We start from the raw sequence: 22,374 nt of genomic DNA on the forward strand, positions 1-22,374 counted from the left end.
GAGGTGAGTCAGGACTTCAGTCGGGAGAAGCGTTTGCTTACCCCCCGGCATTTCAAGGCAGTCTTTGACTCCCCTACCGGCAAGGTTCCGGGGAAAAATCTCCTGCTCCTTGCGCGCAATAACGATCTCGATCACCCCCGTCTCGGGCTGGTTATCGGGAAAAAGAGCGTAAAGCTCTCCGTCGAGCGCAATCGCCTCAAACGTCTGATGCGCGAATCGTTCCGTCTGCACCAGGAATCACTGGTCGGTTGGGACATTGTTATCGTCGCGCGCAAAGGTTTGGGTGACGTAGAAAACCCCGAATTGATTCAGCATTTCGGCAAACTCTGGAAGCGTCTGGCACGCAGCACGCCGGTACCAGCAGTCAAAACCGAAACTGTAGGGGTAGACAGTCCCGATGCGTAAACTGGCACTCGTTCCGATCCAGTTTTATCGCTATGCCATTAGTCCTCTGATGGCCAGTCACTGTCGCTTCTACCCCAGTTGTTCCTGCTACGCGTATGAAGCCATAGAAAATCATGGCCTTCTGCGCGGTGGCTGGCTGACCTTTCGTCGTTTAGGTCGCTGTCATCCGTGGAATCCCGGTGGTTATGACCCGGTTCCATCTATCCCTACCTCCCGTTCTTCTTCGATGGCCGAGTAATCATGGATATCAAACGCACGATCCTGATCGTCGCCCTGGCAATCGTGGCCTACGTTATGGTCCTTAAATGGAACCAGGACTACGGTCAAACTGCCCTGCCGACTCAGAATGTTGCTTCCAGTACTACCGCACCGGGCCTACCGGATACGGCGACTGGCAATAATGCTTCTGTCAGTGACGACATTCCGCGCGCCCCAAGCGATACCAGTGCAACTGCTCCTGCTGAAACTCCGGTAGCGGCAAGCAAAGACCTCATCCGCATCAAAACGGATGTGCTCGACCTGGCAGTCGATCCACAGGGTGGTGACGTTGCCCAACTGACACTGCCGCTGTATCCACGTCGCCAGGACCATCCGGAAATTCCGTTCCAGTTGTTCGACAACGGCAATGAGCGCACTTATCTGGCTCAAAGCGGTTTGATCGGCACCAATGGTCCGGACGCGAGCCCGGCCGGTCGCCCGATTTACTCCTCGGAGAAGAAGGTTTACCAGCTGGCTGATGGCCAGGACCAAATGGTCGTGGACCTGAAGTTCAGCAAGGACGGCGTCAATTACATCAAGCGTTTCACCGTGAAACGTGGCCTGTATGACGTAACCGTTTCGTACCTGATCGACAACGAGAGCGCTCAACCTTGGTCTGGCGCGATGTTCGCCCAACTCAAGCGTGACGCCAGCGGCGACCCATCCTCGACTACGGCCACCGGTACTGCCACTTATCTGGGCGCTGCCCTGTGGACAAGTAACGAGCCGTACAAGAAAGTGTCCATGAAAGACATGGACAAGGCCCAGCTGAAGGAAACCGTCAGCGGTGGTTGGGTTGCCTGGTTGCAGCATTACTTCGTAACAGCATGGATTCCGGCGAAGGGCGAAAACAACGTCGTCCAGACCCGTAAAGACAGCAAAGGCAACTACATCATCGGCTTCACCGGTCCGGCAATTACTGTTGCGCCAGGTGCCAAAGCTGAAACCAGTGCGGTTCTCTACGCGGGTCCGAAAAGCCAGGCTGTGCTGAAAGAGTTGTCCCCAGGCCTGGAACTGACCGTCGACTACGGCATTCTGTGGTTCATTGCCCAGCCGATTTTCTGGCTGTTGCAACACATCCACGCGTTGGTCGGTAACTGGGGTTGGTCGATTATCTTCCTGACCATGCTGATCAAGGGGATCTTCTTCCCACTGTCGGCTGCCAGCTACAAATCCATGGCACGTATGCGTGCAGTGGCACCGAAACTGGCCGCGCTGAAAGAGCAACATGGCGACGACCGGCAGAAAATGTCGCAAGCCATGATGGAGCTGTACAAGAAAGAGAAGATCAATCCGCTGGGTGGTTGCTTGCCAATCCTCGTGCAGATGCCGGTTTTCCTTTCCCTGTACTGGGTTCTGCTGGAAAGCGTGGAAATGCGCCAGGCGCCGTTCATGCTGTGGATTACTGACCTGTCCATCAAGGATCCGTTCTTCATTCTGCCGATCATCATGGGCGCAACCATGTTCATCCAGCAGCAGTTGAACCCGACTCCACCGGATCCGATGCAGGCCAAGGTGATGAAGCTGATGCCAATCATCTTCACCTTCTTCTTCCTGTGGTTCCCGGCTGGTCTGGTGCTGTATTGGGTAGTCAACAACTGCCTGTCCATCGCCCAACAGTGGTACATCACGCGTAAAGTCGAAGCGGCTACTAAAGCAGCTGCCTGATTTACACTGTGGATAACCACTCAGAACGCCCCCTAGTGGGGCGTTTTGCTATCTGTCATTTTTGTCTGGATATCGGTTTATGAGCGTTCCTCGTGAAACCATCGCCGCTGTCGCAACTGCACAAGGTCGCGGTGGCGTGGGCATCGTGCGCATTTCGGGGCCACTGGCCAGTGTTGCTGCCAAAGCCTTCAGCGGCCGCGAACTGAAACCCCGATATGCCCACTACGGACCTTTCCTCGACGGCAACGAAGAGGTGCTGGACCAGGGGCTGGCCCTGTATTTCCCGGGCCCGAATTCGTTCACCGGCGAGGATGTACTGGAACTTCAGGGCCACGGCGGCCCGGTCGTCCTGGACATGTTGCTCAAGCGCTGCCTGGAACTGGGGTGTCGTCTGGCTCGCCCGGGCGAGTTCAGCGAACGGGCATTTCTCAACGACAAACTCGATCTGGCCCAGGCCGAAGCTATCGCTGACCTGATCGAAGCCAGTTCCGCACAGGCCGCGCGAAATGCGCTGCGTTCTCTGCAGGGAGCTTTTTCCCAGCGGGTGCATAACCTTACCGAGCAGTTGATTGGCCTGCGGATCTACGTTGAAGCGGCCATCGACTTCCCGGAGGAGGAAATCGACTTCCTCGCCGATGGCCATGTCCTGAGCATGCTCGACAAAGTGCGAGACGAGTTATCCACAGTACTGCGTGAAGCCGGGCAGGGTGCCTTGCTGCGCGACGGTATGACCGTAGTCATCGCCGGTCGACCGAATGCTGGTAAATCCAGCCTGCTAAATGCCCTGGCGGGTCGCGAGGCTGCGATCGTCACCGAGATTGCCGGTACTACCCGGGACATTCTTCGCGAACATATCCACATCGATGGCATGCCGCTGCATGTAGTCGATACGGCCGGTCTGCGGGATACCGATGATCATGTGGAAAAGATTGGGGTGGAAAGGGCCTTGAAGGCCATTAGCGAAGCGGATCGGGTGCTGCTGGTAGTCGATGCCACCGCACCGGAAGCGCTTGATCCGTTTGCCTTATGGCCCGAATTCCTCGAAGTGCGCCCGGACCCGGCCAAGGTCACATTGATCCGCAACAAGGCTGACCTGACAGGCGAAGCCATTGCACTGGAAGTCAGCGAGGATGGCCATGTCACTATCAACCTGAGTGCCAAGTCCGCCGGCGCCGGCCTGGAACTGCTGCGAGATCACCTCAAGGCGTGCATGGGCTACGAGCAAACCTCTGAAAGTAGCTTCAGTGCCCGTCGACGCCACCTTGAGGCGTTGCGCCATGCCAGCGCATCCCTCGAGCACGGCCGAGCGCAACTGACACTGGCAGGTGCCGGGGAGTTGCTGGCCGAGGATCTGCGACAGGCGCAGCATTCCCTGGGAGAAATCACCGGTGCGTTCAGCTCCGATGATTTACTGGGGCGGATATTTTCGAGTTTTTGTATCGGCAAGTAAAAAAAGGGCTGGGGATACGTTATCCACAGCCCTTTTTCTGACTGTTACTTACCAGTTATAGGAAACCGAGCCCAGTAAGGTTCGGCTTTCGCCCCAATAGCACCGCCCCGCATCATTACACCCAGCCACATACTCCTTGTCGAAGACGTTCTTTGCATTCACGTCGACCGTCCAGTTGCGGTCGATCTGATAGCCCACGGCCGCATCCACCAGGGTGACATCACCCGCATCCAGCTTTCCGTACAGGGACGGCGCCGTGTAGGCGAACGCGCTGTCGAAGTACCGCACACCGCCACCTGCATACAGTCCCTTGAGGCTGCCTTCGAGGAAGCGATACTTGGCCCAAACCGACGCCTGATTCCGCGGAACCCCCGTCATCTGGTGATCCTTGACCAGCGAGGTGGCGGAGTCCTTGGTGATGCGTGCATCGGTGTAGGTGTAGGCGGCCGTCACGTTCAGATTTGGCGTCAGGCTGCTGTTGAGTTCCAGCTCCACGCCTTTGGCACGGCTTTCACCCACTTGGCGATAGGTGGAAGTAGTTGCGTCAAAGTACGTATCGTCTTTCTTGCGCAAGTCATACACCGAGGCGGTGAATGCCGTGTCCCAGCCGATGGGTTCGTATTTCAGACCCACTTCATACTGGCTGCTGGTGATCGGGTCCAACGGCGCACCCGAGTTGGAAATCTGCTGCACGGGCACAAACGCAGTGGAATAGCTGACGTACGGCGTCAGGCCGTTGTCGAACTGGTACATCACGCCGCCCTGGTAGGTGAACTTCCTGTCCTCAGAACCGATATTGCTGGCCGAAGCTACTTTGTCGCGGAAATCGCTGTCCACCCAGTCCTGACGACCTCCCAACAAGAAAAGCCAGTGATCGTACTTGCTCTGGATCTGCGCATAGGCACCTTGCATTTGCTGTTCCAGCAAGGTGTTCTGCACCGCGATGGGGGTCAACGGATCGCGCAGGTAAACCGGGTTATATATGTCGATTGGCCCGACGAAGCCTGCATTCCATTCCTGATTGAAGGAAGTGCGATCAAAGCTGCCGCCAAACAGCACGGTGTTTTCCAGGCCGCCCACCTCGAACTTGCCTTCCAGCTGATTATCCAGCGAATACACCATCGACTTGTTGAAGCGGTCATAGGCAGTCACGTTCAGGCGGGTACCAAAGCCTGCATTATTCAGATTGCCGGGCCAGGTTTCGTGACGGGTGATCCTGGACTGCATGTAGCGCGAGTTCTGCCGGAACTGCCAGTCGTCATTGACGCTGTGGGTAAATTCATATCCGGTGCTCCACGTTTCCCTTTCGAAGGTGTTCCAGTCCGGGTCGCCGAGCATGGTGTGCTTGGATAACTTGCCATTGGGATTGTTGAGTAAGGTACCTGCGGCAGGCAGACCGAGCTCCATGTTGGTGTGATCCTTCTGGTAGTTGGCCAGCAGGGTCAAGGTGTTGTAGTCATCGAAGTTGAGGGTCAAGGAGGGGGCGATGTAGATCCGATCATCCGGCACGTGATCAGTTTGGGTGTCGGCATTGCGTCCCAGCATCACCATCCGGCCGAGAATGTTGCCGCTGTCATTGAGCGCACCGGCCACGTCGACACCCAATTGGCGACGATGGTTGGAACCGTAGCTCAGTTGCACCTCGCCCTGGGGGGAGGCAGTTGGGCGTTTGCTCACGATGTTGACCAGGCCACCAGGGGCGTTTTCGCCATAGAGCAATGAGGAAGGACCGCGAAAAATCTCTACTCGCTCCAGCCCGTACGGTTCGGTGCTGGTGTCGTACCGATTGCCTTGCACCCGCAAGCCATCTCGCAACAGACCATATCCATAGTCGGTAGCGTTAAAACCACGGATGAAAAACAGGTCGCCGGCGAGGCTATCGCCCGCGGCAAAGGGCGGCGCAAAAATGCCGGGTACGTAACCCAGCACATCGGTAAGGGTCTGGGATTTTTGATCCCTGATCCGCTGACTGGTGACCACCGACACCGAGCGCGGGGTTTCAGACAGCGGTGTGCTGGTCTTGGTCCCGACTCGACTATTTTTTGCGTTGTAGCCAACGTCTGCCGAGTAGTCGAGGCTCATTTGACCAGGTTGCGAGGCATTGATATTGGTGGCGCCCAGGACCAGGGGTCCATTCTCTGGTACTGGCTGGAGTATGTAGCTGCCGGGAGCACTCGGCACCGCCTGCAACCCAGAGCCTTCGAGTAATAACTGAAAACCCTCATCGATCGAGTAGTTACCTGCCACCCCCCCGGTTCGCAACCGAGCGGTCTGCTGCGGCGAGAACGACAGGATCACATTGGCCGCCGCCGCCAACTGACTCAGCGCTCCATCCAGTGGTCCCGCGTCAATGGTAAAGCGTTGCGAAGAACTGGCTGCCATTGCGTTGTGTGTCAGCAGGCAACCTGCAGCAGTGGCTATCAATAAACCGTAGGCGAGGCAGTGGTGGGAAAAACGCTTGCGGAACTTAGGAAGACGCATGAGTGGATGAGCCCTGAAGGTGGCGAAGAGCCGCGTGAGTCGCGATTACCTGTAGGGCCGTGTCAGGATAAAAAAAGATAACCCTGTCGCTACCTATTTTTCTCCAGGCTCAGCCAGCGTGACCGACCGACACCCAGTAACGAGTGAAATAGCGCACACTAATAGGCAAGGAGGCTTGCAGATTGGCCAGCACAGCGTCGGTAGCGTCCAGTCGAAAAGTCCCGGATACCCGCAACTTCGCAGCCCCCTCATCACAGTGGATAACTCCCGACCGATATCGAGCCAGTTCCCCCAGCACCTCACCCAGCGGGGTATCCAATACGATGAGCTGGCCGTTGATCCAGGCTGCTTGCGATGACCGATAAGGGTGAATGGCGCCTAAGCGGTCACTGCGCAAATCAATGCCTTCTCCTGCTTGGAGTATTCGCGAACCAGTGGAAGCACTGGTTGGTTGCACGTTCACCCGGTCCTCCAGTACACCAACACGTGTCGAGCCTGAAAATTGCTGCAGCGAAAAACGTGTACCCAACGCCTGTATCCGACCATCGCGGGTTTCGACGATGAAGGGCCGTTGGTCGCCAAGCTTGCCAGTGCTTAAAAGAATTTCCCCGGAGCGCAATCGAATCAACCGTTGCTGATCATCGAACAGCACATCCACCGCGGTCTGGGTGTTCAGGTGCAACTGAGTACCATCGGCCAGCTCGATTTTCCGGCGTTGACCCACGGTGGTTGAATAATCCGCCCAGACGTTACCCAGCGTCGTGTATTTCTGGGCGTTCCAACCGACATAGCCGGTGCCGGCGACTATCAGCAAGAGTTTGAGCATCTGCCGACGATTTTGGCCATGAGTCAGGGCGCGTCTAGCCAGATCCCTGGGCATTGCCCCCAAGTGCCTTTGCATTTGCTCCATCTGGTTCCACGCGGCGAGGTGCGCTGGATTGCTGTCTACCCAGTGCTGCCAGGCTTGTTGCTGTGCTGGCGTAGGCGGTTCGGCCTGGAACTGCACGTACCAGCCAGCAGCCGCTTCGAACACTTGACGATCCGGCGCCATCGCCATCACAACCCTGCCATGATCAAGGAACATTCGGTAAGAGCACGGACCATGTGTTTCTTCACTGTTGTCAGCGACACCTTGAGCTCTGCTGCAATCTGTTGATAAGTCAGCCCCTCGATCTGCGACAGCATAAAGATTCGCTGCGTGCGCGTACCCAGGCTGGCCAGGGCTTTATCCACAGCTATCAGGGTTTCGATAATGAGCGCCTTGTCCTCCTCACTGATGACCGTAATTTCGGACCTGGCTGCCAATGTTTCCAGGTAGGCCACCTCGATAGCGCGTCGACGATAACGGTCAATCACCAACCCTCTGGCTACCGTTGCCAGATAGTCACGGGGTTCGCGAATGTGCATGGCATTACGTGAGCCCAGGATGCGCACAAAGGTGTCATGTGCGACATCCGCAGCATCGCACGCATCATGCAGCTTGCCCTTGAGCCATCCATACAACCAGGAATGGTGCTGCTCGTAGATGTGCTGAACGGCTGCCGTATGGGTGGGTAGGGACATAAGGGCATCAGGCTGGTTAATGATAATGCCTATTATTAACTTCCACTGCGCCGTCCCACAATAGCGCTCACCACGCAAAGCTCCTCCTTCAAATTTACTTTTTTCAATCGCTCGCGCCCGACGGGAAGGTGTCTGGGGGGAGTTTTTTTGCCGTCATTTCCAGGAAACTTCAAAAAACTTCGGATTAAGCCCTGTGAATAACTGCCACTAAGGGCAGTTGATAACAGGGCTCGAAAACTGAACATAACCGCACCTGTGGATAACCACCACTTTAATCCACAGGCTTAAAGCGGTTATCCCAAGGACTCATTGGCACATGAACACAGGGTTTTGAATCTCTGTACATATTGAATATAAAGGCCTGTAGGGATCTATCCACAGAAAGGTGCCTCAGTAAAAATAAACATAAAAACAAAGATTTAATAAATTTCTCTCTTTTTAATTTCTATAACCCTGACTTCTCCACAGCTGGTTAAATTTTGTGCAAAGGGTTCTTTAGGAACGGCGAAGTCCCTATACTTGTCGACCAGGTCCAGAAACCTGAGCTCAAACCATTCCTGATTACCCAACTGAAAGCAGGCACGAGGTGCGTGGTGGATTTCCCTTCCCGTTTTGAAGTGATCGTCATCGGCGGCGGTCATGCCGGTACCGAGGCAGCACTGGCCTCAGCACGTATGGGGGCAAAAACCCTGTTGCTGACGCATAACGTGGAAACCCTCGGTGCCATGAGCTGCAATCCCGCTATTGGCGGCATTGGCAAAAGTCACCTGGTCAAGGAAATCGACGCCCTGGGCGGCGCGATGGCCATGGCTACTGACAAAGGCGGAATTCAGTTTCGCGTGTTGAACAGCCGCAAAGGCCCGGCCGTGCGTGCAACTCGCGCTCAAGCCGATCGGGTTCTGTACAAGGCAGCTGTCCGCGAAATCCTGGAAAACCAGCCGAACCTGTGGATATTTCAACAAGCGGCCGATGACGTCATCGTCGAGCAGGATCAGGTGCGTGGTGTCGTTACCCAAATGGGCCTGCGCTTTCTGGCAGATTCGGTGGTACTGACAACCGGCACCTTCCTGGGTGGACTTATCCACATCGGGATGCAGAATTTTTCCGGTGGTCGTGCCGGTGATCCGCCCTCAATCGCCCTGGCTCAACGTCTGCGCGAGCTGCCGCTGCGGGTGGGACGCCTGAAAACCGGAACGCCGCCGCGCATCGACAGCCGCTCAGTCGATTTTTCGATGATGACCGAGCAAGCCGGCGATACCCCGATTCCGGTGATGTCGTTCATGGGCTCCAAGGAGCAGCACCCGCGGCAGGTGAGCTGCTGGATTACCCATACCAACGCCCGCACCCACGAAATCATTGCCGCCAACCTTGATCGATCGCCGATGTACTCGGCTGCCGGGATGATCGAGGGCATCGGGCCGCGTTATTGCCCATCGATTGAAGACAAGATCCATCGCTTTGCCGACAAGGAAAGCCATCAGGTATTCATCGAACCTGAAGGTTTGACCACCAACGAGCTGTATCCCAACGGGATTTCCACTTCGTTGCCGTTCGACGTGCAATTACAGATCGTGCAGTCGATCCGAGGCATGGAAAATGCGCACATTGTTCGCCCGGGTTATGCGATCGAATACGACTATTTCGATCCCCGCGACCTGAAGTACAGCCTGGAAACCAAAGTAATCGCCGGCCTGTTTTTTGCCGGGCAAATCAACGGCACCACCGGTTACGAAGAAGCCGGCGCCCAGGGTTTGCTGGCCGGAGCCAATGCTGCACTGCGTGCACAAGGCAAAGATGCCTGGTGCCCGCGCCGCGACGAGGCGTACATCGGAGTATTGGTCGACGACCTGATTACCCTGGGTACTCAGGAACCGTACCGGATGTTTACCTCCCGTGCGGAGTACCGCCTGATCCTGCGCGAAGACAACGCCGACCTGCGCCTCACCGAAAAAGGTCGCGAGCTTGGCCTGGTGGATGACGCCCGCTGGGCGGCGTTCTGCACCAAACGCGAAAGCATTGCGCTGGAAGAACAACGTTTGAAAAGTACCTGGGTGCGCCCGGGTACCGAGCAGGGCGATGCCATTTCCGAGAAATTCGGCACCCCGCTGACTCACGAATACAACTTGCTCAACCTGCTGAGCCGTCCGGAAATCGACTACGCTGGCCTGATCGCCGTGACCGGTGGGGGTGCAGAAGATCCACAGGTTGCCGAGCAGGTCGAGATCAAGACCAAGTACGCCGGCTACATCGACCGGCAACAGGACGAAATTGCTCGTCTTCGGGCCAGCGAAGACACCAAATTGCCTGTGGATATCGATTACACGAATATCTCCGGTCTCTCCAAGGAGATCCAGGGCAAACTCGGTGCGACCCGTCCTGAGACACTGGGTCAGGCGTCACGTATTCCCGGCGTTACCCCGGCAGCCATTTCGCTGTTGATGATTCATTTGAAAAAACGCGGCGCGGGCCGTCAGTTGGAGCAAAGCGCTTGAGTTCGTTGGTCACCTCGCAACACGCCGAAGAGTTATCCACAGGTGCGCGCCAGCTCGGTGTCACACTGACCGAAACCCAGCACGCACAGCTGCTGGGTTACCTGGCCCTGTTGATCAAATGGAACAAGGCCTACAACCTGACCGCCGTCCGTGATCCGGATGAAATGGTTTCCCGCCACCTGCTCGACAGTTTGAGCGTGATGTCATTCGTCCAAGACGGTCGCTGGCTCGACGTCGGCAGCGGCGGCGGGATGCCCGGCATCCCGTTGGCCATCCTGTTTCCGCAGTCGCAAGTGACCTGCCTCGACAGCAACGGCAAGAAAACCCGGTTCCTGACCCAGGTCAAACTCGAGCTGAAACTGGGCAACCTGCAAGTTATCCACAGTCGCGTCGAAGCTTTCCAGCCTGCCGAGCCATTCAACGGGATCATCTCCCGGGCTTTCAGCAGCATGGAAAACTTCAGCAACTGGACTCGCCACCTTGGCGACAGCAACACACGTTGGCTGGCAATGAAGGGCGTTCATCCGGCCGATGAGCTGGTAGCATTGCCGGCAGACTTCCACCTCGATAGCGAACACGCCCTGGCCGTACCTGGTTGCCAAGGCCAACGCCATCTGCTGATACTGCGCCGCACGGCATGATTGGGAACAAAAGCAAGAATGGCTAAGGTATTCGCGATTGCGAACCAGAAAGGTGGTGTGGGTAAAACCACCACCTGCATCAACCTCGCAGCATCCCTGGTCGCCACCAAGCGTCGGGTGCTGTTGATCGATCTCGATCCACAGGGCAACGCCACCATGGGTAGCGGTGTGGACAAGCACGGCCTGGAAAACTCGGTCTACGACCTGTTGATCGGTGAGTGTGACCTGGCTCAGGCCATGCACTACTCCGAGCACGGTGGTTACCAACTGCTGCCGGCCAACCGTGACCTGACTGCTGCCGAAGTGGTTCTGCTGGAAATGCAGATGAAGGAGAGTCGTCTGCGCAGCGCGCTGGCGCCAATCCGCGAGAACTACGATTACATTTTGATCGACTGCCCACCTTCGCTGTCGATGCTCACGCTCAACGCCCTGGTTGCCGCTGACGGGGTAATTATCCCCATGCAGTGCGAATATTTCGCACTGGAAGGCCTGAGCGACCTTGTGGATAACATCAAGCGCATCGCCGAGCTGCTCAATCCGAACCTGAAGGTCGAAGGCCTGCTGCGGACCATGTACGACCCGCGACTGAGCCTGATGAACGATGTGTCGGCGCAGCTCAAGGAACATTTTGGCGATCAGCTCTACGACACCGTTATTCCGCGCAACATCCGCTTGGCGGAAGCGCCGAGTTACGGCATGCCGGCGCTGGCGTACGACAAATCATCGCGGGGCGCCATTGCCTACCTGGCTTTGGCGGGCGAGATGGTTCGTCGCCAACGCAAAAATTCACGTACAGCCGCTGCTCAGGCAACTTAAGGAATCCCCATGGCCGTCAAGAAACGAGGTCTCGGACGTGGACTGGATGCACTGCTGAGCGGTCCTACCGTCAGTTCGCTTGAAGAGCAGGCGGTCCAGGCTGATCAGCGCGAGCTGCAGCACCTGCCGCTGGACCTGATCCAGCGGGGCAAGTATCAGCCGCGCCGGGACATGGATCCCCAGGCGCTGGAGGAGCTGGCGCAGTCCATCAAGGCCCAGGGCGTGATGCAACCGATTGTGGTTCGTCCAATCGGTGGCGGGCGTTTTGAAATCATTGCCGGCGAGCGCCGTTGGCGTGCGAGCCAGCAGGCGGGCCAGGAAACGATCCCCGCAATGGTGCGTGACGTGCCGGACGAGACTGCGATTGCCATGGCGCTGATCGAGAACATCCAGCGCGAAGACCTGAATCCTGTCGAGGAGGCGGTGGCCCTGCAGCGTTTGCAGCAGGAATTCCAGCTGACCCAGCAGCAAGTGGCAGAAGCGGTGGGTAAATCCCGCGTGACCGTAGCCAACCTGCTACGCTTGATCGCGTTGCCCGAAGTAATCAAGACCATGCTGTCCCATGGGGACCTGGAAATGGGCCACGCTCGTGCGTTGCTCGGTTTACCGGAGAATCAGCAGGTTGAAGGGGCGCGACATGTTGTCGCACGAGGGCTGACCGTGCGCCAAACCGAGGCACTGGTTCGGCAGTGGCTGAATGGCAAACCGGAGCCTGTTGAACCGGCGAAACCAGACCCGGATATCGCCAGGCTGGAACAGCGCCTGGCCGAGCGCCTGGGCTCTGCGGTGCAGATCAGGCACGGAAAGAAGGGCAAGGGCCAATTGGTGATTGGCTACAACTCTCTGGATGAGCTCCAGGGCGTCCTTGCACACATTCGCTGAAACATTTCCTCATGTAGCGAGCAGTCGGAAATCACTACCTGACAGTTGAATAGGGGCTGAACCGCCCCTATACTCTGCGCGCATTTTGTCGGCACAAATTATGCCAAGTTATTGAATTCTGGCAGCCGACCATTGGAGAGCAAAAGTGATGGAAAGCCGCACGCCAAACCGCTTGCCGTTCCATCGCCTGGCAGTTTTTCCGGTGTTAATGGCTCAATTTGTCGTTTTGCTGATCGCCGCTTTGGCGCTTTGGCAATGGCACGGAGTCGTTGCCGGGTACTCGGGACTTTGCGGAGGCCTGATAGCCTTGCTGCCCAATGTTTATTTCGCTCACAGGGCATTTCGGTTTTCCGGCGCCCGAGCAGCCCAAGCCATCGTCCGGTCTTTTTATGCCGGTGAGGCGGGCAAACTGATTTTGACGGCAGTGCTCTTTGCATTGACGTTTGCAGGTGTGAAGCCATTGGCGCCGCTAGCTGTATTCGGCGTCTTCGTGTTGACCCAACTGGTCAGCTGGTTCGCGCCCCTGCTGATGAGAACAAGACTTTCGAGACCTTAGGGCGTTTGAGGCAACCATGGCAGAGACAACCGCTTCGGGCTATATCCAGCACCACTTGCAGAACCTGACCTTCGGTCAGCACCCAACAGGCGGGTGGGGTTTTGCCCACACCGCAGCAGAGGCCAAAGAAATGGGCTTCTGGGCTTTCCACGTCGATACTCTCGGCTGGTCGGTCGCTTTGGGTCTGATTTTCGTTCTTCTTTTCCGCATGGCGGCAAAGAAAGCGACATCCGGTCAGCCTGGTGCTTTGCAGAACTTCGTTGAAGTATTGGTCGAATTCGTCGATGGCAGCGTGAAAGACAGCTTCCATGGCCGTAGCCCGGTGATTGCACCGCTGGCACTGACTATCTTCGTCTGGGTCTTCCTGATGAACGCCGTCGACCTGATCCCGGTTGACTGGATTCCTCAGCTGGCCATCCTGATCACTGGCGATGCGCACATTCCGTTCCGTGCCGTGTCCACCACTGACCCGAACGCTACCCTGGGCATGGCCCTGTCGGTGTTCGCGTTGATCATTTTCTACAGCATCAAGGTCAAGGGTATCGGCGGCTTCATCGGCGAACTGACCCTGCACCCTTTCGGCAGCAAGAACATTTTTCTTCAAGCCCTGCTGATTCCGGTGAACTTCCTGCTGGAGTTCGTGACGCTGATCGCCAAGCCTATCTCCCTGGCACTGCGTCTGTTCGGCAACATGTACGCCGGCGAGCTGGTCTTCATTCTGATTGCTGTGATGTTCGGCAGCGGTCTGCTCTGGCTTAGCGGCCTGGGCATAGTTCTGCAGTGGGCGTGGGCTGTGTTCCACATCCTGATCATCACCCTGCAGGCGTTTATCTTCATGATGCTGACCATCGTCTACCTGTCGATGGCGCACGAAGAGAACCATTAAGATCAGTCTCGACTGGTCTGATGTCCCACCCGGTCAAACGGGTGGGTGCCCTAACAGGGCTATGAAACGATTTGTTTTACCGCTTTAAAATCTAAAAAACCTAAACCATACGACGTAAAAGTCGGGAGGAAAGATGGAAACTGTAGTTGGTCTAACCGCTATCGCTGTTGCACTGTTGATCGGCCTGGGCGCACTGGGTACCGCAATTGGTTTCGGCCTGTTGGGTGGCAAGTTCCTGGAAGGCGCAGCGCGTCAGCCAGAGATGGTTCCAATGCTGCAAGTTAAAATGTTCATCGTTGCCGGTCTGCTCGACGCCGTAACCATGATCGGTGTTGGTATCGCTCTGTTCTTCACTTTCGCGAACCCATTCGTTGGTCAACTCGCTGGCTAATTACTCGCCTTCGAGTAATTGGTGTGATGTGCAACGAACGAGCGAGGTGTTGGCGTGAACATTAATGCAACCCTGATTGGCCAGTCCGTTGCGTTCTTCATTTTTGTACTGTTTTGCATGAAGTTCGTGTGGCCTCCGGTCATCGCGGCTTTGCACGAACGTCAGAAGAAGATCGCGGATGGACTGGACGCTGCCGCCCGAGCAGCTCGCGACCTGGAGCTGGCCCAAGATAAAGCGGGTCAGCAACTGCGCGAAGCGAAAGCTCAGGCAGCCGAAATCATTGAGCAAGCCAAGAAACGCGGTAACCAGATTGTTGAAGAGGCTGTTGAAAAAGCCCGTATCGACGCTGACCGTGTGAAGGTTCAGGCTCAGGCCGAGATCGAACAGGAACTGAACAGTGTCAAAGACGCTCTGCGTGCCCAACTGGGTGCTCTGGCTGTCGGCGGCGCCGAGAAGATCCTGGGTGCCACAATCGATCAAAACGCGCACGCGGAGCTGGTAAACAAACTGGCTGCTGAAATTTAAGCGAGGGCGATCATGGCAGAATTGACCACGTTGGCCCGACCTTACGCTAAGGCAGCCTTCGAGCACGCCCAGGCCCACCAGCAACTGGCCTCTTGGTCAGCCATGCTCGGCCTGGCTGCAGCAGTGTCGCAAGACGACACCATGCAGCGCGTGCTCAAGGCCCCGCGACTGACGAGCGCAGACAAGGCCGCCACGTTTATTGACGTGTGCGGCGACAAGTTTGATGCCAAGGCACAGAACTTCATCAACGTCGTTGCCGAAAACGACCGTCTCCCGCTTTTGCCGGAGATATCCGCTCTGTTCGACCTGTACAAGGCTGAACAAGAGAAGTCGGTAGACGTTGAAGTGACCAGTGCTTTTGCATTGAACCAAGAACAGCAAGACAAACTCGCCAAGGTTCTCAGTGCACGACTCAACCGGGAAGTGCGCCTGCAAGTCGAGGAAGACAAATCCCTTATTGGGGGCATTGTCATCCGCGCCGGCGACCTGGTTATCGATGGCTCGGTTCGCGGCAAACTCGCGAGCCTAGCCGAAGCATTGAAATCTTGAGTTTGAAGGGGCAGCAGAGCAATGCAGCAACTCAATCCTTCCGAAATAAGTGAAATTATCAAGGGCCGCATCGACAAGCTCGATGTGACCTCCCAAGCCCGTAACGAAGGCACTGTCGTCAGCGTATCTGACGGTATCGTGCGGATTCACGGTCTGGCCGACGTAATGTACGGCGAGATGATCGAGTTTCCGGGCGGCGTCTTCGGTATGGCTCTCAACCTGGAGCAGGACTCCGTAGGTGCCGTAGTTTTGGGCTCCTACCAGTCTCTGGCTGAAGGCATGAGCGCCAAGTGCACTGGCCGCATCCTCGAAGTTCCGGTTGGTAAGGAACTGCTGGGTCGCGTAGTCGACGCACTGGGTAACCCTGTTGACGGCAAAGGTCCACTGGGCAACACCGAGACCGACGCGGTCGAGAAAGTTGCTCCAGGCGTGATCTGGCGTAAGTCGGTAGACCAGCCTGTACAGACTGGCTACAAGGCTGTCGATGCCATGATCCCTGTCGGCCGTGGCCAGCGTGAGCTGATCATCGGTGACCGTCAGATCGGTAAAACCGCTCTGGCGATCGACGCGATCATCAACCAGAAAAACAGCGGTATTTTCTGCGTCTACGTAGCGATCGGTCAGAAGCAATCGACCATCGCCAACGTGGTTCGCAAGCTGGAAGAAAACGGCGCACTGGCTAACACCATCGTCGTTGCCGCGAGCGCTTCGGAATCTGCAGCACTGCAGTTCCTGGCTCCGTATTCCGGTTGCACCATGGGTGAATTCTTCCGCGACCGCGGTGAAGACGCGCTGATCGTTTATGACGATCTCTCCAAGCAAGCAGTGGCTTACCGCCAGATTTCCCTGCTGCTGCGCCGTCCACCAGGCCGTGAAGCTTACCCAGGCGACGTGTTCTATCTCCACTCCCGTCTGCTGGAGCGCGCATCCCGCGTTTCGGAAGAATACGTAGAGAAGTTCACCAACGGCGCAGTGACCGGCAAAACCGGTTCCCTGACCGCACTGCCGATCATCGAAACCCAGGCTGGCGACGTTTCCGCGTTCGTTCCGACCAACGTGATTTCCATCACCGACGGTCAGATCTTCCTGGAATCGGCCATGTTCAACTCCGGGATCCGTCCTGCTGTGAACGCCGGTGTTTCGGTATCCCGTGTGGGTGGTGCCGCTCAGACCAAGATCATCAAGAAGCTCTCCGGTGGTATCCGTACCGCTCTGGCTCAGTACCGTGAACTGGCGGCATTCGCCCAGTTCGCTTCTGACCTGGACGAAGCGACCCGTAAGCAACTTGAGCATGGTCAGCGCGTTACCGAGCTGATGAAGCAGAAGCAATACGCACCAATGTCGATCGCTGACATGGCGCTGTCGCTGTATGCCGCTGAGCGTGGGTTCCTGACTGACGTTGAAATCGCCAAGATCGGCAGCTTCGAACAAGCGCTGATTGCTTTCTTCAACCGCGATCACGCCGATTTGATGGCGAAGATCAACGTGAAGGGTGACTTCAATGACGAAATCGACGCTGGCATGAAAGCCGGTATCGAGAAGTTCAAGGCCACCCAAACCTGGTAAGCCGCAGCGGGAGCCGCGAGGCTCCCGCTTGCTAACCTGATAGGTGTTACATGGCAGGCGCAAAAGAGATTCGCAGTAAGATTGCGAGCATCAAAAGCACGCAAAAGATTACCAGCGCCATGGAAAAAGTGGCGGTCAGTAAAATGCGCAAGGCACAAATGCGCATGGCTGCTAGCCGTCCTTACGCGGAGCGCATCCGCCAGGTTATTGGCCATCTGGCCAACGCCAACCCGGAATATCGCCACCCGTTCATGATCGACCGTGAAGTAAAGCGCGTTGGTTATGTTGTGGTGAGCAGCGACCGTGGTCTGTGTGGTGGCTTGAACACCAACCTGTTCAAGGCTCTGGTCAAGGACATGGCGGTAAACCGCGAAAACGGCGTCGAGATCGATCTGTGTGTTGTTGGTAGCAAGGGTGCGGCTTTCTTCCGCAACTTCGGCGGTAACGTCGTAGCAGCTATCAGCCACCTGGGTGAAGAGCCGTCGATCAATGACCTGATCGGCAGCGTCAAGGTGATGCTGGATGCCTACCTGGACGGCCGTATTGACCGCCTGTCCGTGGTGTCCAACAAGTTCATCAACACCATGACGCAACAGCCTACCGTGGAGCAATTGATTCCTCTGGTGGCAACGCCGGAACAGGAACTCAAGCACCACTGGGATTATCTGTACGAACCGGACGCCAAAGAGCTGCTTGATGGCTTGATGGTCCGTTACGTGGAGTCGCAGGTCTACCAGGCGGTGGTCGAGAACAACGCGGCTGAACAAGCTGCGCGGATGATCGCGATGAAGAACGCTACCGACAACGCCGGTGATTTGATCAGCGATTTGCAGCTGGTCTACAACAAGGCGCGTCAGGCTGCGATCACCCAAGAGATCTCGGAAATCGTCGGCGGCGCTGCCGCGGTTTAACGGTTCAAATATTCAGAGGATCCAGCTATGAGTAGCGGACGTATCGTTCAAATCATCGGCGCCGTTATCGACGTGGAATTTCCACGCGACAGCGTACCGAGCATCTACAACGCTTTGAGTGTAAAAAGCGAAGCCGGCACCACCCTGGAAGTTCAGCAGCAGCTGGGCGACGGCGTGGTACGTACCATTGCGATGGGTTCCACCGAGGGCTTGAAGCGCGGTCTGGAAGTCACCGACTCTGGCGCTGCCATCTCCGTACCGGTTGGTAAAGCGACCCTGGGCCGGATCATGGACGTTCTGGGCAACCCGATCGACGAAGCTGGCCCGATCGACACCGAAGAGCGCTGGGGCATTCACCGTCCTGCGCCAACCTTCGCTGAACAAGCTGGCGGCAACGACCTGCTGGAAACCGGCATCAAGGTTATCGACCTGGTTTGCCCGTTCGCCAAGGGTGGTAAAGTTGGTCTGTTCGGTGGTGCCGGTGTAGGCAAAACCGTAAACATGATGGAACTGATCCGTAACATCGCCATCGAGCACAGCGGTTATTCCGTGTTCGCCGGTGTGGGTGAGCGTACTCGTGAGGGTAACGACTTCTACCACGAGATGAAGGATTCCAACGTTCTGGACAAAGTGGCACTGGTTTACGGTCAGATGAACGAGCCGCCGGGTAACCGTCTGCGCGTAGCACTGACCGGCCTGACCATGGCCGAGAAGTTCCGTGACGAAGGTAACGACGTTCTGTTGTTCGTCGACAACATCTATCGTTACACCCTGGCCGGTACTGAAGTATCCGCACTGCTGGGCCGTATGCCTTCCGCAGTAGGTTACCAGCCGACCCTGGCCGAAGAGATGGGTACTCTGCAAGAGCGTATCACTTCGACCAAAAACGGTTCGATCACCTCCATCCAAGCGGTATACGTACCTGCGGATGACTTGACTGACCCGTCGCCAGCGACCACTTTCGCCCACTTGGACGCCACCGTCGTTCTGTCCCGTGACATCGCTTCCCTGGGTATCTACCCAGCGGTCGATCCACTCGACTCGACTTCGCGCCAGCTGGATCCGAACGTGATCGGCCAGGACCACTACGACACCGCTCGCGGCGTTCAGTACGTTCTGCAGCGTTACAAAGAACTGAAGGACATCATTGCGATCCTGGGTATGGACGAGCTGTCGGAAACCGACAAGCAGTTGGTAAACCGCGCTCGTAAGATCCAGCGTTTCTTGTCGCAGCCGTTCTTCGTGGCTGAAGTCTTCACCGGTGCTTCGGGTAAATACGTTTCCCTGAAAGACACCATTGCTGGCTTCAAAGGCATCCTCAACGGTGACTACGACCACCTGCCAGAACAAGCGTTCTACATGGTCGGCGGCATCGAAGAAGCGATCGAGAAAGCCAAGAAACTGTAATCCCGGCGCCCGGCAACGGGCGCTAATTTAGGTTGAGGCAATCAGATGGCTATGACAGTCCATTGCGATATCGTCAGCGCGGAAGGGGAAATCTTTTCCGGCCTGGTCGAGATGGTAATTGCGCACGGTGCACTCGGTGATCTTGGTATCGCCCTGGGTCACGCGCCGCTGATCACTAATCTCAAGCCGGGCCCGATCCGCCTGGTCAAGCAAGGCGGGGAAGAGGAGGTGTATTACATCTCTGGTGGTTTCCTCGAGGTTCAGCCGAACATGGTCAAGGTTCTTGCCGACACTGTGCAACGTGCTGCCGACCTGGACGAAGCCTCCGCTCAGGAAGCCGTCAAGGCTGCCGAGAAGGCCCTGCATGAACGTGGCGCTGAATTCGATTACGGTTCTGCCGCTGCACGTCTGGCCGAGGCTGCAGCTCAGCTGCGCACCGTCCAGCAGATCCGCAAGAAGTTTGGCCACTAACAGGCCTGCCACTTGTTGTGCGATTGATTAAAAAGGGTAGCCTCGGCTACCCTTTTTTCTTTTCCGATATTCATCACCTGGTCGCAGCCGCTGACCACCCAGGATTGGTAGCCAGTCATGTCTCTAGAAATCGTTATCCTCGCTGCAGGCCAAGGCACGCGCATGCGTTCGTCGTTGCCCAAGGTGCTGCACCCGATCGCCGGCAACTCGATGCTTGGCCATGTTATCCACACCGCGCGCCAACTTGATCCACAGCGCATCCACGTGGTCATTGGTCACGGCGCAGACGCTGTACGTGAGCGGCTGGCGGCGGATGACCTGAATTTTGTCCTGCAGGACAAACAGCTGGGTACTGGACATGCCGTTGCCCAGGCGGTGCCGTTCATCGAATCCGACACCGTGCTGATCCTGTACGGCGACGTGCCGTTGATCGAAGTTGAAACCCTGCAGCGCCTGCTCAAGAAAGTAGCCGCGCAGCAGTTGGGTCTGCTGACCGTGGAGCTGGACGAGCCGACCGGTTATGGCCGCATCGTGCGTGATGCCCAGGGGCAGGTGACCGCCATCGTCGAGCAAAAAGACGCCGACGAAACCCAGCGCGCCATCACCGAAGGCAACACCGGCATCCTGGCCATGCCTTTTGCCCAGCTGAGTGGCTGGATGAGCCGGCTCTCCAACAACAACGCACAAGGCGAGTACTACCTCACCGACGTGATCGCCATGGCAGTCGGCGATGGCCTGGTGGTGGCAACCGAGCAGGCGCACGACGCCATGGAAGTGCAGGGCGCCAACGATCGCAAGCAGCTCTCCGAGCTGGAGCGCCACTATCAGTTGCGCGCGGGGCTGCGCCTGATGGCTCAAGGCGTAACACTGCGCGACCCGGCGCGTTTTGATGTACGCGGCGACGTCACGGTTGGCCGCGACGTACTGATCGACATCAACGTGATTCTGGAAGGCAAAGTCGTTATCGAAGACGACGTGGTGATTGGTCCGAACTGCGTGATCAAGGACAGCACCCTGCGTAAGGGGGTGGTGATCAAAGCCAATAGTCATATCGACGGCGCGATCATGGGTGAGGGCAGCGATGCTGGCCCGTTCGCTCGCCTGCGTCCAGGTAGCGTGCTCGAAGCGCGGGCGCATGTGGGTAACTTTGTCGAACTCAAGAACGCCCACCTGGGTGAAGGCGCGAAGGCCGGTCATCTGACCTACCTGGGCGATGCCGTGGTCGGTGCGCGTACCAACATTGGCGCTGGCACCATCACTTGTAACTATGACGGCGCCAACAAGTGGAAAACCGTATTGGGCGAGGACGTGTTCATTGGTTCCAACAATTCGTTGGTGGCGCCTGTGGATATCTCTAACGGCGCAACGACGGCTGCCGGTTCGACCATTACGCAGAATGTGGATAACGCGCAGTTGGCCGTAGGTCGTGCACCCCAGAAGAACATCGACGGGTGGAAGCGCCCGGAAAAAATAAAGAAACCGTAAGTTATCCACAATACCTCGTAGGAGCTGCCGAAAGCTGCGATCTTTTGATCTTGAAAAATCAACGGCAAAAGATCGCAGCCTGCGGCAGCTCCTACGCGGTTATCCACAGAACTTTTTCTCGCCACCGCTTGACGAAGTTTCAGTAATAGGTTTTGATTGCTTTCGTTATCTTTCGAATCGAAACTTACCAAGTCATGTCGAAGCGCAATACCCCCCAACGCCGTCACAACATACTCGCCTTGCTCAACGTGCAGGGTGAAGTGAGTGTGGACGAATTGGCCAAGCGTTTCGAAACCTCGGAAGTTACGATTCGCAAGGATCTTGCCGCGCTTGAAAGCAATGGTCTCCTGCTGCGCCGTTACGGTGGAGCAATCACCATGCCTCAGGAACTGGTGGCCGACATTGGCCTGTCGGTTTCCAAATACAAGCAGGCCGTCGCCCGCGCCGCCGTCTCGCGGATTCGCGAGCATGCGCGAATCATCATCGACAGTGGCAGCACCACTGCGGCAATGATCCCGGAACTCGGACAACAACCGGGTCTGGTCGTGATGACCAACTCGTTGCATGTCGCCAGTGCTTTAAACGAACTGGAACACGAACCGGTGCTGTTGATGACCGGTGGAACCTGGGATCCGCATTCCGAATCCTTCCAGGGCCAGGTCGCCGAGCAGGTACTGCGCTCTTACGACTTTGACCAACTGTTCATTGGTGCCGATGGCATCGACCTGGTTCGTGGTACGACCACCTTCAACGAACTGCTGGGCCTGAGCCGCGTCATGGCTGAAGTCGCCCGGGAAGTGGTGGTGATGGTCGAGTCCGACAAGATAGGTCGCAAGATACCCAACCTGGAGCTGCCCTGGAGCAGCGTCCATACCCTAATTACCGATGATCGCCTGCCGCTTGAGGCACGCGATCAGATTCAGGCGCGCGGGATCACCCTGATCTGCGCAGCTGTCAGTCAGGAGAAATAG

Annotated in this window: 22 protein-coding genes; 19 read left to right on the top strand and 3 right to left on the bottom strand. The window is 56.8% G+C overall.

Annotation, left to right across the window (positions count from 1 at the left end):
* Positions 1–3 precede the first annotated feature (3 nt).
* The 4 genes from rnpA (at position 4) to mnmE (ending at position 3,781) form a co-directional block, all read left to right on the top strand.
* Positions 4–405, top strand: coding sequence for a ribonuclease P protein component (rnpA, locus tag UB23_RS21035; protein WP_045061255.1), 402 nt, complete (start codon positions 4–6; stop codon positions 403–405).
* Positions 398–643 (top strand): membrane protein insertion efficiency factor YidD, encoded by a 246-nt coding sequence (gene yidD / locus UB23_RS28795; protein ID WP_052966011.1) that lies wholly within the window; start codon positions 398–400, stop codon positions 641–643. Before rnpA ends, yidD begins: the two co-directional genes overlap by 8 nt.
* 2 nt (positions 644–645) lie before the next feature.
* Positions 646–2,331: a membrane protein insertase YidC gene (yidC, locus tag UB23_RS21040; RefSeq protein WP_045061237.1), complete on the top strand. Its 1,686-nt coding sequence runs from the start codon at positions 646–648 to the stop codon at positions 2,329–2,331.
* Between the two features lie 79 nt (positions 2,332–2,410).
* Positions 2,411–3,781, top strand: coding sequence for a tRNA uridine-5-carboxymethylaminomethyl(34) synthesis GTPase MnmE (gene mnmE / locus UB23_RS21045; protein WP_045061238.1), 1,371 nt, complete (start codon positions 2,411–2,413; stop codon positions 3,779–3,781).
* A gap of 48 nt (positions 3,782–3,829) precedes the next feature.
* Here the strand turns inward: mnmE and UB23_RS21050 are convergent, their stop codons facing one another.
* From UB23_RS21050 to UB23_RS21060, 3 genes are all read right to left on the bottom strand, one after another.
* Entirely contained in the window at positions 3,830–6,262 is a 2,433-nt protein-coding gene (locus UB23_RS21050; RefSeq protein WP_045061239.1) for a TonB-dependent siderophore receptor, read from the bottom strand.
* 109 nt (positions 6,263–6,371) lie between these two features.
* The gene (locus tag UB23_RS21055; RefSeq protein ID WP_045061240.1) at positions 6,372–7,319 is read right to left on the bottom strand and encodes a FecR domain-containing protein; all 948 of its coding nucleotides are present in this window, start codon (positions 7,317–7,319) and stop codon (positions 6,372–6,374) included.
* Positions 7,319–7,825, bottom strand: coding sequence for a sigma-70 family RNA polymerase sigma factor (locus tag UB23_RS21060; protein ID WP_045061256.1), 507 nt, complete (start codon positions 7,823–7,825; stop codon positions 7,319–7,321). The genes UB23_RS21055 and UB23_RS21060 overlap by 1 nt, the downstream gene beginning before the upstream one ends.
* Positions 7,826–8,418: 593 nt before the next feature.
* On the opposite strand from UB23_RS21060, the gene mnmG reads away from it, so the two are divergent.
* From mnmG to UB23_RS21135, 15 genes are all read left to right on the top strand, one after another.
* Complete coding sequence (gene mnmG, locus UB23_RS21065; RefSeq protein WP_045061241.1) at positions 8,419–10,317, top strand: tRNA uridine-5-carboxymethylaminomethyl(34) synthesis enzyme MnmG; 1,899 nt, start codon at positions 8,419–8,421, stop codon at positions 10,315–10,317.
* Positions 10,314–10,958, top strand: coding sequence for a 16S rRNA (guanine(527)-N(7))-methyltransferase RsmG (gene rsmG / locus UB23_RS21070; RefSeq protein WP_045061242.1), 645 nt, complete (start codon positions 10,314–10,316; stop codon positions 10,956–10,958). The genes mnmG and rsmG overlap by 4 nt, the downstream gene beginning before the upstream one ends.
* An 18-nt stretch (positions 10,959–10,976) precedes the next feature.
* Positions 10,977–11,774: a ParA family protein gene (locus tag UB23_RS21075; protein ID WP_007934331.1), complete on the top strand. Its 798-nt coding sequence runs from the start codon at positions 10,977–10,979 to the stop codon at positions 11,772–11,774.
* A gap of 9 nt (positions 11,775–11,783) precedes the next feature.
* Positions 11,784–12,656 (top strand): ParB/RepB/Spo0J family partition protein, encoded by an 873-nt coding sequence (locus tag UB23_RS21080; protein WP_045061243.1) that lies wholly within the window; start codon positions 11,784–11,786, stop codon positions 12,654–12,656.
* A gap of 148 nt (positions 12,657–12,804) precedes the next feature.
* Positions 12,805–13,212, top strand: a complete 408-nt coding sequence (locus tag UB23_RS21085) for a F0F1 ATP synthase subunit I (RefSeq protein ID WP_010465473.1) — start codon at positions 12,805–12,807, stop codon at positions 13,210–13,212.
* Positions 13,213–13,228: 16 nt separating this feature from the next.
* Positions 13,229–14,098 carry a F0F1 ATP synthase subunit A gene (atpB, locus tag UB23_RS21090; RefSeq protein ID WP_045061244.1) on the top strand — a complete coding sequence of 290 codons (870 nt, stop codon included), beginning with the start codon at positions 13,229–13,231 and terminating at the stop codon, positions 14,096–14,098.
* A 133-nt stretch (positions 14,099–14,231) separates the two neighbouring features.
* Positions 14,232–14,489: a F0F1 ATP synthase subunit C gene (atpE, locus tag UB23_RS21095; RefSeq protein WP_002555987.1), complete on the top strand. Its 258-nt coding sequence runs from the start codon at positions 14,232–14,234 to the stop codon at positions 14,487–14,489.
* 54 nt (positions 14,490–14,543) lie between these two features.
* The gene (locus UB23_RS21100) at positions 14,544–15,014 is read left to right on the top strand and encodes a F0F1 ATP synthase subunit B (RefSeq protein ID WP_008027535.1); all 471 of its coding nucleotides are present in this window, start codon (positions 14,544–14,546) and stop codon (positions 15,012–15,014) included.
* A 12-nt stretch (positions 15,015–15,026) separates the two neighbouring features.
* Positions 15,027–15,563 carry a F0F1 ATP synthase subunit delta gene (locus tag UB23_RS21105; RefSeq protein ID WP_008027533.1) on the top strand — a complete coding sequence of 179 codons (537 nt, stop codon included), beginning with the start codon at positions 15,027–15,029 and terminating at the stop codon, positions 15,561–15,563.
* Positions 15,564–15,584: 21 nt separating this feature from the next.
* Entirely contained in the window at positions 15,585–17,129 is a 1,545-nt protein-coding gene (gene atpA / locus UB23_RS21110; RefSeq protein WP_028620322.1) for a F0F1 ATP synthase subunit alpha, read from the top strand.
* Between the two features lie 50 nt (positions 17,130–17,179).
* Complete coding sequence (gene atpG / locus UB23_RS21115; RefSeq protein ID WP_045061245.1) at positions 17,180–18,040, top strand: F0F1 ATP synthase subunit gamma; 861 nt, start codon at positions 17,180–17,182, stop codon at positions 18,038–18,040.
* Between the two features lie 27 nt (positions 18,041–18,067).
* Positions 18,068–19,447, top strand: a complete 1,380-nt coding sequence (gene atpD / locus UB23_RS21120; protein ID WP_045061246.1) for a F0F1 ATP synthase subunit beta — start codon at positions 18,068–18,070, stop codon at positions 19,445–19,447.
* 45 nt (positions 19,448–19,492) lie between these two features.
* Positions 19,493–19,918, top strand: coding sequence for a F0F1 ATP synthase subunit epsilon (locus UB23_RS21125; protein ID WP_007969909.1), 426 nt, complete (start codon positions 19,493–19,495; stop codon positions 19,916–19,918).
* Between the two features lie 117 nt (positions 19,919–20,035).
* Positions 20,036–21,403, top strand: coding sequence for a bifunctional UDP-N-acetylglucosamine diphosphorylase/glucosamine-1-phosphate N-acetyltransferase GlmU (gene glmU, locus UB23_RS21130; protein WP_045061247.1), 1,368 nt, complete (start codon positions 20,036–20,038; stop codon positions 21,401–21,403).
* Between the two features lie 194 nt (positions 21,404–21,597).
* Positions 21,598–22,374, top strand: a complete 777-nt coding sequence (locus tag UB23_RS21135; RefSeq protein WP_045061248.1) for a DeoR/GlpR family DNA-binding transcription regulator — start codon at positions 21,598–21,600, stop codon at positions 22,372–22,374.

The organism is Pseudomonas sp. ES3-33 (assembly GCF_000952175.1).
Lineage (GTDB): Bacteria > Pseudomonadota > Gammaproteobacteria > Pseudomonadales > Pseudomonadaceae > Aquipseudomonas > Aquipseudomonas gregormendelii.